At 74.0% G+C, this 14,162-nt stretch carries 10 protein-coding genes; 8 read left to right on the forward strand and 2 right to left on the reverse strand.

From position 1 onward, the window contains the following. The first annotated feature begins 37 nt into the window (after positions 1-37). Positions 38-1,204, forward strand: a complete 1,167-nt coding sequence (gene alc, locus AB0I73_RS08240) for an allantoicase (protein WP_363034989.1) — start codon at positions 38-40, stop codon at positions 1,202-1,204. A 148-nt stretch (positions 1,205-1,352) separates the two neighbouring features. Then, on the forward strand, positions 1,353-2,906 hold the full coding sequence (locus AB0I73_RS08245; protein WP_363034991.1) for an MFS transporter: 1,554 nt from the start codon (positions 1,353-1,355) through the stop codon (positions 2,904-2,906). Positions 2,907-2,960: 54 nt separating this feature from the next. Here AB0I73_RS08245 and AB0I73_RS08250 read toward each other — a convergent pair whose 3' ends face one another. Beyond that, positions 2,961-3,821: a Cof-type HAD-IIB family hydrolase gene (locus AB0I73_RS08250; protein WP_363034993.1), complete on the reverse strand. Its 861-nt coding sequence runs from the start codon at positions 3,819-3,821 to the stop codon at positions 2,961-2,963. A gap of 202 nt (positions 3,822-4,023) precedes the next feature. Then, complete coding sequence (locus tag AB0I73_RS08255) at positions 4,024-5,046, reverse strand: Gfo/Idh/MocA family oxidoreductase (protein ID WP_363034995.1); 1,023 nt, start codon at positions 5,044-5,046, stop codon at positions 4,024-4,026. Between the two features lie 128 nt (positions 5,047-5,174). Between AB0I73_RS08255 and AB0I73_RS08260 the strand changes: the two genes are divergently transcribed. The 6 genes from AB0I73_RS08260 to AB0I73_RS08285 all read left to right on the forward strand — a co-directional run bounded on the left by AB0I73_RS08260 (position 5,175) and on the right by AB0I73_RS08285 (position 13,969). Further along, positions 5,175-5,912: a GntR family transcriptional regulator gene (locus tag AB0I73_RS08260; RefSeq protein ID WP_363035050.1), complete on the forward strand. Its 738-nt coding sequence runs from the start codon at positions 5,175-5,177 to the stop codon at positions 5,910-5,912. Between the two features lie 244 nt (positions 5,913-6,156). Next, a complete protein-coding gene (locus AB0I73_RS08265) occupies positions 6,157-7,341 on the forward strand; it encodes an ROK family glucokinase (protein ID WP_202278617.1) in 1,185 nt (394 codons plus the stop codon). Then, positions 7,338-7,916, forward strand: coding sequence for a sugar kinase (locus AB0I73_RS08270; RefSeq protein WP_363034998.1), 579 nt, complete (start codon positions 7,338-7,340; stop codon positions 7,914-7,916). Before AB0I73_RS08265 ends, AB0I73_RS08270 begins: the two co-directional genes overlap by 4 nt. Positions 7,917-8,063: 147 nt before the next feature. Continuing rightward, positions 8,064-11,036, forward strand: a complete 2,973-nt coding sequence (locus AB0I73_RS08275) for an SNF2-related protein (protein ID WP_363035000.1) — start codon at positions 8,064-8,066, stop codon at positions 11,034-11,036. Beyond that, positions 11,033-13,168 (forward strand): SWIM zinc finger family protein, encoded by a 2,136-nt coding sequence (locus AB0I73_RS08280; RefSeq protein ID WP_363035002.1) that lies wholly within the window; start codon positions 11,033-11,035, stop codon positions 13,166-13,168. The genes AB0I73_RS08275 and AB0I73_RS08280 overlap by 4 nt, the downstream gene beginning before the upstream one ends. Before the next feature lie 276 nt (positions 13,169-13,444). Continuing rightward, the gene (locus AB0I73_RS08285; protein ID WP_363035004.1) at positions 13,445-13,969 is read left to right on the forward strand and encodes a hypothetical protein; all 525 of its coding nucleotides are present in this window, start codon (positions 13,445-13,447) and stop codon (positions 13,967-13,969) included. Positions 13,970-14,162: the final 193 nt, after the last annotated feature.

Here is a 14,162-nt window from a genome sequence, read left to right on the forward strand (position 1 = left end):
CCTCCGGCTTCCCCCCGAAAGGCAGGATCGGATCACCGTGACGGCGCAGTACCCCTCCTCGTTGCCCCGCTTCAGCGGCCATGCGGCCCCCTACGGCGGCGGTGACCCGTACGCGGACTACCGCACCGCCGACTTCCCCTTCGCCGACCTCACCGATCTCGCCGACCGCCGGCTCGGCGCCGGTGTGGTCGCCGCCAACGACGAGTTCTTCGCCCAGCGCGAGAACCTGCTGCTGCCCGAGCGCCCCCTGTTCGATCCGGAGCACTTCGGGCACAAGGGCAAAATCATGGACGGCTGGGAGACCCGGCGCCGCCGCGGCCCCTCCGCCGAGCAGCCCTGGCCGGCGGCCGAGGACCACGACTGGGCGCTGATCCGCCTCGGCGCGCCCGGAGTCGTCCGCGGCATCGTCGTCGACACCGCCCACTTCCGCGGCAACCACCCCCAGGCCGTATCGGTCGAGGGCGCCTCGGTGCCCGGTTCCCCGGCACCGGAGGAACTCCTCTCGGGCGGGGTGAAGTGGACGACGCTGCTCCCGCGCACCCCGGTGGGCGGTCACGCCGCCAACGGCTTCGCCGTCCCGGTCGAGCGGCGCTTCACCCACCTGCGCCTGTCCCAGCACCCCGACGGCGGCATCGCGCGCCTGCGCGTGTACGGCGACGTCGTCCCGGACCCCGGGTGGCTGGACGCCCTGGGCACCTTCGACGTCGTCGCCCTGGAGAACGGAGGCCGGGTCGAGGACGCCTCCGACCGCTTCTACTCACCGGCCGCGAACACCGTCCGGCCCGGCCGCTCCCGCAAGATGGACGACGGCTGGGAGACCCGGCGCCGCCGGGACCGGGGCCACGACTGGATCCGCTACCGGCTCACCGGCCAGGCACGGATCCGCGCCCTCGAGATCGACACGGCGTACCTGAAGGGCAACAGCGCCGGCTGGGCCTCGGTGTCGGTACGGGACGCCGAGGGTGGCGCGGCCGAGGGAGCGGGCGGAACAGGCGAGGGCGACGGCTGGCGGGAGATCCTGCCCCGTACCCGTCTCCAGCCCGACACCAACCACCGCTTCGTCCTCCCCGTCCCGGCGATCGGTACGCACGCGCGCGTGGACGTCTTCCCCGACGGCGGCATCTCCCGGCTGCGCCTGTTCGGCTCGCTGACCGAACAGGGCTCGACCGCCCTGGCCGCCCGCCACCGGGAACTGGACGGCTGACCCACCGGGTCCCACCGAGCCCCGGCGGGCCGGCACATCACGCCTGCGGGGCGGTGACCGGTCGTGTTCTGCGCTGGGCCGATCGAGTGGTGGCCCCGGGGCCCCGGACGTACCGTCGTACGGTGGACTCCCGAAAGGGCGACCCGGCATGACCAGTGGTCCGCGGCCGGGTTCCGTACCGCAGACCACCGGCCAGGATTCCCGCAGCAGGGGCAGTGCGATGGCCCTGCTGGTCATCGCCTCGTGCCAGTTGATGGTGGTGCTGGACATCACCATCGTGAACATCGCCCTGCCGCACATCCAGCGGTCCCTGGACTTCTCCACCACCAGCCTGGCGTGGGTGGTCAGCGCCTACACCCTCACCTTCGGCGGGCTGCTGCTGCTCGGCGGCCGGGCCGGCGACATCCTCGGCAGACGGCGCGTCTTCGTCTTCGGCGTCCTGCTCTTCGCGCTCGCCTCCCTGCTCGGCGGGCTGGCCCAGAACCCCGGACAGCTCCTCGCCGCCCGCGCGCTTCAGGGCATGGGAGGTGCCATCGCCTCCCCGACCTCCCTCGCCCTGATCAGCACGACCTTCCGTGAGGGGCCGGACCGCAACCGTGCCTTCGGGGTCTTCGCCGCGGTCTCGGCGGGCGGCGGTGCGATCGGGCTGCTCGCCGGCGGAATCCTCGTCGAATGGCTGAACTGGCGGTGGGTGCTGTTCGTCAACGTCCCGATCGGGCTCCTCATCGCTCTCGCCGCCCCGCGCTGGATCAAGGAGTCCGAACGCCACCCGGGCCACTTCGACATCACCGGCGCGGTCACCTCGACCGTGGGCATGGTGCTCCTGGTCTACGGGTTCATCCGGGCCGCGCAGGACGGCTGGCGGGACGCCCTCACCCTGGCCTCGTTCGGCGCGGCCGTCCTCGTCCTCGGGACGTTCGTGCTGGTCGAGAGAAGGTCCCGGCAGCCGATCACCCCGCTGCACATGTTCGCCGACCGCAATCGCGCGGGCACGTACGGCATCATGCTGTGCCTGGCCGCGGCGATGTTCGGCATGTTCTTCTTCCTGACCCTCTTCGTGCAGGAGGTCCTGGGCTTCAGCCCCCTCCGGGCCGGCCTGGCCTTCCTGCCGGTCAGCGCGGTCATCGCGATCGGCGCCGGGCTGGCCTCCCGGCTCCTGCCCGTGTACGGGCCCAAGCCCTTCATGGTGGGGGGCGGCCTCCTGGCGGCGGCGGGCCTGGCCTGGCTGACCCTGACCGACGTCCACTCCACCTACGCGGGCAGCATCCTCGGTCCGATGCTGGTGTTCAGCCTCGGCATGGGCATGGAGTTCGTCTCGCTGACCCTGATGGCACTCTCCGGCGTCCGTCCCGCTGAGAGCGGCGCGGCCTCCGGCCTCCTCAACGCCACCCAGCAGGTCGGCGGCTCGCTCGGCCTGTCCATCCTGGTCACGGTGTTCGGTACGGCGAGCACCAGCGAAGCGGAGAAACAGATCCCGCGCTTCCTGGAGCAGGCGACCGTGGCCGAACGCCTGCGCTTCCAGCGCACCGGGGAGCTCCCGCCGCCCTGGGCCGACGAGATCCTCGCCCACGGGATCTCGGCCGCGTTCACCACCGCGGCGGTCTTCGCCGCGCTCGCCGCGCTGGTCGCCGTCGTGGCCATCCAGGTCCGCCCCTCCGACCTGCGACGCCTCCAGGGCGGCGTGGGGCCCGGCCCGGTGTGAGACGGCGTTCCCCCTGCCCGCCCGGGACGGCCGGGAGCCCTGACGCGCCGTGCCTCACTCGCCGGGCAGCGCGAGCAGCCGCTCGATCGTGCGCAGGACGCCGTCCTCGTTGTTGGACGGGGCGACATGGCGGGCGCGGTTCAGGACGTCGGGGTGCGCGTTGGCCATGGCGAAGGACCACTCGGCGGCGTCGAGCATCTCCAGGTCGTTGAGGTAGTCGCCGAACACCAGCGTCTGGGCGGGGGTGATGTCCAGCTCCCGCTGGACGCGGCGCAGGGCGGTGCCCTTGTTCGCGGTCCGGTTCATCACGTCGACCCAGTGCTCGCTGGAGACGACGACCTGGTGGGTGGAGGTGAACTCGGTCAGGGCCGGTGCGATGGTGCGGGCCGCGGGGGCGAAACCGAATATCGCGATCTTGTTGATCTCGTCGTCGACGACGGTGGCGTCCGCGACGTTCCGGTGGGCGACGTAGTACTGCTCGACCTTGGCGAGGAAGGCCGCGTCGGTGCGTTCGGTGTAGGCGTGGCGCTTGCCGCAGACGACGACGCCGACGTCCGTGCCGTCGTCCGCGAGCCGGCGCACCGTCCTGACCAGCCGGGCGGCGACGGCGGGGTCCAGCGGGTCGGAGGCCAGTTCGACGCCGTCGCGGACCACCTGGGTGCCGTTCTCCGCGATGAAGACCATGCCGTCGTCGAAGCCCTCGAACAGGCGGGCGAGGGTGGCGTACTGGCGGCCGCTCGCCGGGCTGAACAGCACTCCGCGCTCACGCAGGAGCGACACCGTCCGGCGCAGCCGCCGCGGCGGATCTCCGGCGTCGTCCAGGAGGGTGCCGTCCATGTCGGTGACGACGAGCCTGATGTCGACCGGCGCACCGGGCAGGTGGGGGAGGTCGGCGGGCGCGGTGGGCGCGGTCATGGACGGGTCCTGTTCTGCATCTTCGGGGACGGTTTCGGCGGGGCCGTGCGCCCATTCTAGTAAGGACCCTTGCCCAACTCTTCGGGGCGACTGGCGCCCCGGTGCGCACGCGACGGGCCGGCTTTCCGGACCGCGGCGGCACACCGGGGAGGGGCGTCAGCACACCCGGGGGCTCCCGGGCCTCGTCCCCGACTCCCGGACCTCATCCGAAGGGCGATGCCGCCCCGCCCGCGATCTCCATCAGCCGTACCGCTCTGCGCTCCCGCCGGGACACCTCGCACGCCTCCGCGACGCGCAGCGCCTGCAGGGCCTCGCGCCCGTCGCAGGGGTTGGCCCGCTCGCCCCGCACCACCTCGACGAACGCGATCAGCTCCGCCTCGTACGCGGGCCCGAAACGCTCCACGAACCCGGTCCACGGCTTGTCCGCGGCCGGCGGTCCGGTCGGCTCGGTGGACGCGATCGGTGTGCGGTCGTCGAGGCCGACCACGATCTGGTCCCGCTCCCCGGCGAGTTCCATGCGCACGTCGTAGCCCGCGCCGTTCATCCGCGTCGCGGTGAGGGCGGCGAGTGTGCCGTCGTCGAGGGTGAGGAGCGCCGCGCCGGTGTCCACGTCGCCCGCCTCGCGGAACATGGCCGGACCGGCGTCGGAGCCGGCGGCGTAGACGTCCACGACCTCCCGGCCGGTCACCCAGCGCACGAGGTCGAAGTCGTGGATCAGGGTGTCCCGGTACAGCCCGCCGGACTGCGGCAGGCACCCGGCGGGCGGCGGCTCCGGGTCGCTGCTCATCGCCCGTACGGTGTGCAGCCGACCCAGCCGTCCCGAGCGCACCGCCTCACGCGCGCCCAGGTAGCCCGGGTCGAACCGGCGCTGGAAACCCATCTGGAGGACGGTCCCGGCCGCCTCGACCTCCGTGACCGCCTGTAACGTCCCGGCCAGATCCAGGGCGATGGGCTTCTCGCAGAACACCGGCAGCCCCGAACGGGCCGCCCGGCCGATGAGTTCGGCGTGGGCGGACGTGGCCGTCGTGATCACCAAGGCGTCCACCCCCCAGGTGTAGATCTCGTCCACCCCGGGCGCCGCCGTCTCGCCGAGCCGCTGGGCGAGTGCCTGGGCCCGAGCCGGTTCCGCGTCCGTGAGGATCAAGGAACCGACGTCGCGGTGCCTGCTGAGTGTGTGGGCGTGAATGGTGCCGATACGGCCCGTACCGATGACCCCGATGCGCATGGGAACAAACTGCGGCCCGCGCCCCTCCCTGTCAATCCACATGTCCGGACAACCGAACTACACGACTTCCCGTCAACCACGCGTGGGACTACGCTCGGCCCGTGCCGAAACCAGGAGTGGACCCGACCGTGCAGCTGGAGCTGAGCGTGGACCGCGGCTCTCCCGTCCCGCTGTACTTCCAGCTCGCCCAGCAGCTGGAGGCCGCCATCGAGCACGGCAGACTGACCCCCGGGAGCCTGCTGGGCAACGAGATCGAGCTCGCCGGCCGGCTCGGTCTGTCCCGGCCGACGGTCCGTCAGGCCATCCAGTCCCTCGTCGACAAGGGACTGCTCGTACGGCGGCGGGGGGTGGGCACCCAGGTCGTGCACAGCCAGGTCAAGCGCCCCCTGGAACTCAGCAGCCTCTACGACGACCTGGAGGCGGCGGGCCAGCGCCCGGCCACGAAGGTCCTGGTCAACACGGTCGTCCCCGCGTCCGCCGAGATCGCCGTGGCCCTCGGCGTGGCCGAGGCGGGCGAGGTGCACCGGATCGAGCGGCTGCGGCTCGCGCACGGCGAACCGATCGCCTACCTGTGCAACTACCTGCCGCCCGGACTGCTCGACCTGGACACCGGGCAGCTGGAGGCCACCGGCCTGTACCGGCTGATGCGGGCTGCCGGGATCACCCTGCACAGCGCCCGCCAGACCATCGGCGCCCGCGCCGCCGGTGCCGTCGAGGCCGAGCGGCTCGGCGAGGAGACGGGCGCCCCGCTGCTCACCATGCAGCGCGTGACCTTCGACGACACCGGACGCGCCGTGGAATTCGGCACCCACACCTACCGGCCCGGCCGCTACTCGTTCGAGTTCCAGCTGCTGGTGCGGCCGTGAATCCGGTGCGAGCCGGCATGGGCATCCCGGTGAACGCCAGGTGACGTGAGCCGACCTTCATCACATTGTCCGGACAATGTGACCGGCTCCGGGTCGGGGCGCGAAGGGGGGCGTCGTTCCGGGTACGGGGCCGCCGGTGTGCGACAGGAGGCCGCCGCGAGCGCCCCGGGAGCGGCAGGTGTCACGCGGTGCCTCCGCTCCCGAGTACGCCACCCAGGGTCACCGTGAGGCAGAATCGGCGGCAATGAGCACCTACCGCGACCTCACACTGCCCAGGGCGCTGAGTTCCGCTCGGGCGGGCGCAGCCCCCGTCGGCTCCCGCCGTGCACCCGTGCTCCGCACGGTCGGCACCAGGGAACGCCGCTCCCACCTGTCGGCACCGCGCGTACCGACCGTCGGCATCGACATCGGCGGTACGAAAGTGATGGCGGGCGTCGTCGACGCCGACGGCAACATTCTGGAGCGGCTCCGCACCGAGACCCCGGACAAGTCGAAGAGCCCGAAAGTCGTCGAGGACACCATCGTCGAACTGGTGCTGGACCTGTCCGACCGGCACGACGTGCACGCGGTCGGCATCGGCGCGGCCGGCTGGGTCGACGCCGACCGCAACCGCGTGCTGTTCGCCCCGCACCTGTCGTGGCGCAACGAGCCGCTGCGCGACCGGCTCGCCGGACGCCTCGCCGTCCCCGTCCTGGTCGACAACGACGCCAATTCCGCCGCCTGGGCCGAATGGCGCTTCGGCGCCGGCCGCGGTGAGGACCACCTCGTCATGATCACGTTGGGTACCGGCATCGGCGGCGCGATCCTCGAGGACGGTCAGGTCAAGCGCGGCAAGTACGGCGTCGCCGGCGAGTTCGGCCACATGCAGGTCGTCCCCGGCGGCCACCGCTGCCCCTGCGGCAACCGCGGCTGCTGGGAGCAGTACAGCTCCGGCAACGCGCTGGTCCGGGAGGCGCGCGAACTGGCCGCCGCCGACTCGCCGGTCGCCTACGGGATCATCGAGCACGTCAAAGGGAACATCGCCGAGATCAGCGGCCCGATGATCACCGAGCTGGCCCGCGAGGGCGACGCCATGTGCATCGAGCTCCTCCAGGACATCGGCCAGTGGCTCGGCGTCGGCATCGCCAACCTCGCCGCCGCCCTCGACCCCTCCTGCTTCGTCATCGGCGGCGGGGTCTCGGCCGCCGACGACCTGCTGATCGGCCCCGCGCGGGACGCCTTCAAACGCCACCTCACCGGCCGCGGCTACCGCCCCGAGGCCCATATCGTCCGCGCCCAGCTCGGTCCCGAGGCCGGCATGGTGGGCGCCGCCGACCTCGCCCGCCTGGTCGCCCGCCGCTTCCGCCGCGCCAAGCGCCGCCGGGTCGAGCGGTACGAGCGCTACGAGCGGTACGCGGAGGCCCGCCGGACCCCCCAGGAGACGCTGTGACGGGCGACCTTCCCCCGAAGGCCCGCTTCCCCGGCAGGCCCCGGCCGCCCGAGGACCGCCGGCACATGATCCGCCGCAGGGCGCTCACCCTGCTGATCATCGTGCTGCTCATCGGCGTCCCGGCCGGGTACCTGGTGATCTCCGCGAACCAGAGCCGCGCGAGCGGCAAGGACAAGGAGGCGAGGTACTCGGCCGACGGCCTGACCCAGGGCTGGCCGTCGAAGCTGCAGCGCCGCCTCTACCAGGTGCCGGTCCCGCACCCGGCCTGGTGGGTGGCCTCCTACGAGACCAACAACTGGAAGACCAGCCGCCTCTACGTCGAGTTCGAGACCACCGACGCCGGCCTGAGCGCGTTCCTCACCAGCATGGGGGTGCAGCAGGACGAACTGAAGCGGGACGAAATCACCATCAGCGACCGCGACCAGGAGGTCACCGGCTGGAAGTTCGACCGCCCCGGTCTGTGGTCCGGACTCGTCAACGAGCAGAAGGACCCCGCGCCGACCCACGATGTCGTCGTCAACCACGGCAAGCCGGGCTTCCCCAAGGTGTACGTCGTCTCCCGGACGGTTCCCTGACCCCGCGCCGCTCCCTCGCTCCCACCCTCCCCGGCCGCCCGGCCGGGGCGCCGGGACCGATTGTCAGTGCCCGTCCGTAGAGTCGAGGACGGCTGGGGTGACCACGCGGGCGGAGCGGACAGGAGCGGGCGGGAGGTGACAGGACGGATGAGCGAGGGGGCGACCGTGACGGCCGAGCGGCACACGGCCGGGGCGGAAGGCACAGAGATCGGCGAGACCGCCGAGAGCACTGAGGGCACAGAGCCGGCGGAGATCTCCGTCGGACTCGCCGCGGTGTTCCTGCCCGCACCCCTTCCGCGCGACGGACGGATCGCCTTCTACGACCCCGAGGGCGATCCCGTCGAGCCCATCGACCCCGCCGATCCCACAGATCTCACGGATCCCACGGTTGTGACCGCCCCCGCACCGGAGCCCGCCCCGCGTACCCGGCTCACCGTCACCCGCCCGCACGGCGCCGGGGTGCGGCGGCGGACGGTCCGCGCCCACTGCCTGCCCCTCGACGAGGCCCTGCCCCTGCTGGTCCGCGCCCGGCACGATCCCGCCGCCCACCCCGCCACCGCCTGCTGGGGCGCCGCCGCCCTGCACGCGCTGCGGCTCACCGCCCGCGGCCGGCTGCTGCCCGGCCTGACGACCACCGGTCACGACGCCTGGCGGGCCGGCCCGCTCGACCCGGACGACGTGGCGCACCTGCGCGCGGTGGCCGCGGCCCTGCCGTTCGAGGGGCACGCGGTCCCGCTTCCCGGCTCCGGCCCGCTGCGGCTGCCGGAGCCGGAGGCACTCGTCCGCGCCTTCCTCGACGCGGTCGCGGACACCCTGCCCCGCACCCCCGCCGCGCCGTACGCCTCGGGACTGCCGTTCGCCGCGCGGAAGGCCCAGCGGCTGCCCGACGCCCACGACTGGGCCGCCGAGGTCGCCGCCGGAACGGACGCCGGGGTGCGCGTCTCGCTCCGCCTCGACCTCTCGGCGTACGAAGTGTTCGACGGCGCCGACGAGAGCGCGGCCGGCGACGGCGCGCGCGGGGCCGGTGCGGCGATCGTCCAGGTGCACAGCCTCGCCGACCCCACCCTCGTCGCCGACGCGGCGGCCCTGTGGGCGGGCACGGCGGACAGTGCGTTCGGCCCCCGCGCGCGGGTGGACACAGCCCTCGCCGTCCGCCGGGCGGCCCGTGTCTGGGCCCCGCTGGACCGGCTCTCCGCCCAGGACGTACCCGACGTGCTGGCCCTGTCGGAGGACGAGGTGAACGACCTGCTCGGCGTGGCCGCGACCCGGCTCGCGGCGGCCGGTGTCGCCGTGCACTGGCCCAGGGACCTCGCCCAGGACCTGACCGCGACGGCGGTGGTCCGGTCGGCACCCGGTTCGGCGACCGACGGGAGCGGCTTCTTCGAGAGCGAGGACCTGCTGAGGTTCGGCTGGCAGCTCGCGCTCGGCGGCGATCCGCTCACCGAGGCCGAGATGGACGCCCTGGCCGAGGCCCACCGCCCGGTCGTCCGGCTGCGCGACCAGTGGGTGCTGGTCGACCCGGCCCTCGTCCGCAAGGCCCGCAAACGGGAGCTGGGCCTGCTCGACCCCGTCGACGCGCTGTCCATCGCCCTCACCGGCACCGCGGAGGTCGACGGCGAGACCGTCGAGGCGGTCCCGGTCGGCGCCCTGGCGGTGCTCCGCGACCGCCTGACCACCGGTGTGCAGCCCGCCGACCCACCGCCCGGACTCGACGCCACCCTGCGCGACTACCAACTGCGAGGCCTGGCCTGGCTCGACCTCATGACCTCGCTCGGTCTCGGCGGCTGCCTCGCCGACGACATGGGCCTGGGCAAGACCATCACCCTCATCGCGCTGCATCTCAAGCGGGCCCGTACCGAGCCGACACTGGTCGTCTGCCCGGCCTCACTGCTCGGCAACTGGCAGCGGGAGATCACCCGGTTCGCGCCCGGCGTCCCCGTGCGCCGCTTCCACGGCCCGGACCGCACCCTGGACGACCTGGACGGGGGCTTCGTCCTCACCACCTACGGCACCATGCGCTCGGCCGCCCCGACGCTGGCCGCGCAGCGATGGGGCATGGTCGTCGCCGACGAGGCGCAGCACGTCAAGAACCCGCACTCGGCCACGGCCAGGGCGTTGCGCACCATCCCGTCCCCGGCGCGCGTGGCGCTCACCGGCACCCCCGTCGAGAACAACCTCTCCGAGCTGTGGGCCCTCCTCGACTGGACGACCCCCGGGCTCCTCGGCCCGCTCACGTCCTTCCGCGCCCGGCACGCCCGCGCGGTGGAGAACGGCGAGGACGACCAGGCCGTCGAGCGCCTCTCCCGCCTGGTGCGGCCCTTCCTCCTGCGGCGCAGGAAGTCCGACCCGGGCATCGTCCCCGAACTGCCGCCCAAGACCGAGACGGACCACCCGGTCCCGCTCACCCGGGAACAGGCCGCGCTCTACGAAGCGGTGGTGCGCGAGTCGATGCTCGCGATCGAGACCGCCCGGGGCATGGGCCGCCGCGGCCTGGTGCTGAAGCTGCTGACCGCGCTCAAACAGATCTGCGACCACCCGGCGCTCTACCTCAAGGACGAGCACGCACGGGCCGGCGGCGACCGCCTGGCGGCCCGCTCGGGCAAACTGGCCCTGCTGGACGAGCTGCTGGACACCCTGCTCGCCGAAGACGGATCGGCCCTGGTCTTCACGCAGTACGTCGGCATGGCCCGGCTGATCACCGCGCATCTGACCGGGCGCGCGGTCCCGGTCGAGCTCCTCCACGGCGGTACGCCGGTGCCGGAGCGGGAGCGCATGGTGGACCGCTTCCAGAGCGGTACGACCCCCGTCCTGGTCCTCTCCCTGAAGGCGGCCGGCACCGGCCTGAACCTCACCCGAGCGGGCCATGTCGTCCACTTCGACCGCTGGTGGAACCCGGCGGTCGAGGAGCAGGCCACCGACCGCGCCTACCGCATCGGCCAGACCCAGCCGGTCCAGGTCCACCGCCTCATCACCGAGGGCACGATCGAGGACCGCATCGCCGAGATGCTGGAGGCCAAACGGGCCCTCGCCGACGCGATCCTCGGCTCCGGCGAGTCGGCGCTCACGGAACTGTCCGACCGCGAACTGTCCGACCTGGTCTCCCTGCGGAGGACGCCATGACGCCCCGCCCGTCCGACCAGGCGCGGGAGGCCCTGCGGGCGGCCCGTCGGCGCGCGAGCGCCGAACCGGCCGGCACCGGCACCCCGGACCGACACCCCGCGCCCGTCCCCGACCCTGACACCGGTGGGCACGGGCGGCCCGCGGACCGGGAGCAGCGCCCGGGCGACGTGGCCCGCGACGCCCTGCGCAGGGCGGTACTCGCCCGACGCACGGCGGGAACGGGACGCCCCGAGGCGATGATGGGGCCTGCGGACGCGGCGGGGCAGGGGGGCACGGAAGCGGAGGCGGGCGACGGGGGTGCGGACACCACCGCACCGCCGGCAGCCGAAGCCCCCCGGAACCGGTCGATCACGTCGGACCAGCCGACCCCACCGGACCGGCCGCTCACACCGGACCCGTCGGACCGGTCCGGCCGACGTCCCGGTGACATCGCGCGGGAGGCCCTGCGTTCGGCCCGGGAGGAAGCGCTGCGCGCACGCACGGAGACCGCCGACCGGGAGATCGCGGACGGGGAGACCACCGACCGGGAGACCACCGACCGGGAAACCGTCGTGCGGGAAACCGGCGTGCGGCGCGCCGGGCGCACACCGTCGGGCACCACTTCCCGGGTCCCGCGCACCACCCGGGGCGACCGCGCCGAGAGCGCCCGGACGAGTGAGCGAGCAGCGGGCGAGGGAGCACACCGGGTACGGGAGTTGCTCACCGGCGCCTTCCCCTCACCCCCCGACGCGGACGAACCGGCTCCGAAGCCCGACGGAACCCGCCCCGAACCCCCGGCGTCCCCGGCACCTCAGGCGTCTTCCACCCCGCCCGCCTCCCCGCCGTCGCACACCCCCCGCTCCATGGCCGCCCCCGCCCGTGACGGCGAACTCCGCCGCACCTTCCCCGCGTTCCCGCCCGGCGCCTCGGACGGCCCGGGGTTCGCCGAGACATGGTGGGGCAACGCGTGGGTCACGGCGCTGGAGGAGGGCGCGCTGGACGCCGCGCGGCTGGCCCGCGGACGCCGGTACGCGCAGCGGGGGCACGTCGACGCCGTCACCGTCACCCCCGGGCTCGTCCTCGGCTACGTCCAGGGGAGCCGCCCCCGCCCGTACCGGGTGCAGGTGCGGCTGCGCACGTTCGGGGACGCCGACTGGGAGCGCTTCCTGGACACCGCCGCCGACCGGCCCGGCGACATCGCGGCCCTGCTGGAAAAAGAGCTGCCCCAGTCCCTCGCCGACTGCGGGGCCCCGCTGCTCCCCGGCCCCGGGGACCTCGAACCGCGGTGCAGCTGCCCCGACTTCGGACACCCCTGCAAGCACGCCGCCGCCCTCTGCTACCAGACCGCCCGGCTGCTCGACGCCGACCCGTTCGTGCTGCTCCTGCTGCGCGGCCGGGGCGAGCGCCAGGTGATCGACGCCCTGTCCCGGCGCAGCGCCGCCCGCGCGGCCCGTGCCATCCGGGGCGGGGGACAGGAGACCCTCCCCGGAGTGCGGGCCAGTGAGGCCGTCGCCCCCCGCGCTCTCCCGCCGCTGCCGGCACCGCTGCCCCCGCCTCCGCACCCCGAGCAGCCACCCGTGTACCCCGCGTCCCCCGGCGGCCCGGACCCGTTCGCGCTCGACCAGCTCGCCACCGACGCAGCCGCCCGCGCCCACACCCTGCTCACCAGCGGCCGCGACCCCGTCGGCCGGCTCACGCTGTGGCAGGACGCGGTACGGCTGGCCGCCGCCCGCCCGGGCTCCGGGCTCACCGCGGCCACCCGCGCGCTGTACTCCTCGCTCGCCCGGGCGGCCGACCGCACCCCGGCCGAGCTGGCGCGCGCGGTCGCCGCGTGGCGCCAGGGCGGTCCGACGGGACTCGAGGTCCTGGAGGCCCCCTGGGACCCGCCGGCCGGCCGCTTCGACCGCGCCCGCCCCCTGCTCCTCGCCGCCGACCTGCCCGCCTTCCGCCCCTGGCGCAACCACCTCACCCATCCCCGCGGACACGTCCAGCTCCGCCTCGGCCGGGACCACCTCTGGTACGCGTACGAGTCCGAACCGGGCCACGACGACTGGTGGCCCCGCGGCACCCCCGACCCGGACCCCGTCGGCGCCCTCACCGGCCTGGACGCCCTGGATGCCTCGGACGCCCTGGACAGTCCGGACATCCGATGACCGGTCCCGCTTCCGGCGCCGTCACCGGGTGCGGCCGGGCCGTCGTCCGAACGGTATGCGCCAAAGTCTCCGGGGGAGGCGACGAGACCGCTTTGCGGGCCCGCCGCCCCGGCCGCTCCACCGGACCGCCCGTGTCGTGCGGCAATGCCACCGATCGACAAGTGTCACCATATGCGCACAACTCCTTCACGGCGGGTGCGCTTTCGGTCGGTGGGCGGACGGGAGGCCCCCGACGGGGGAGACGGTCGCCGGGGCGCGTGCTTAGCCTCCCGGCTCATGAGATCACCACTGAGACGCCTCGGGCCCGCCGCCGTTCTCGCCTTCGTCCTCGCCCTGTTCGGCATGGCCCCCCAGGCCGCCGCGGCCGAACCCGCGCCCGCCGAGCTGACGTTCACCACCGACACCGCCACCACCACGCCCGGCGGCACGGTCCAGCTGTCGATGACCCTCACCAACAACAGGACGTACGACATCTGGTTCGTGTACCAGACGATCGACCCCACGTGGCTCACCACCCAGCGCCCCGACCTGAAGTACGACTTCACCGGGTGCGCCCTGGCCACCGCGGCCGGCAGCACCCCCTGCGCGGGGACCGGGCCCGCCGACCTCGGTGCCAACTACGGCACCACCGTCCCGCCCGGGCAGAGCCGGACCGTCACACTGACCCTGCAGATCGCGCCCGACTCCGGCTGCAACGGCAACATCGGCTTCTACTCGTACTACTACGCCGAGTTCAGCGACACCGGGAACGCCGGCGGCGGTCCGGTGTACACACCCGAGACGCGGGTGCTCTGCGCCTGACGGGCCCGGCGGGCTCCTGACGGTCAGCCGGGTCCCGGCGTCGTCGACCGCATCCGGCCCGGCGCCGCACCGGTCGGGGGGCCCGGACCTCCGGCAGACCCACCGGCGGGCCGCCTCGGCCCGCCGGTGATCCGTTCACGTCTTCGACCTGCTCAGGACTTCCGCGGGCCCGCTCCGGCCTCCCGCGTGCCGG

The sequence above is a fragment of the Streptomyces sp. NPDC050388 genome (assembly GCF_040655635.1).
GTDB lineage: Bacteria > Actinomycetota > Actinomycetes > Streptomycetales > Streptomycetaceae > Streptomyces.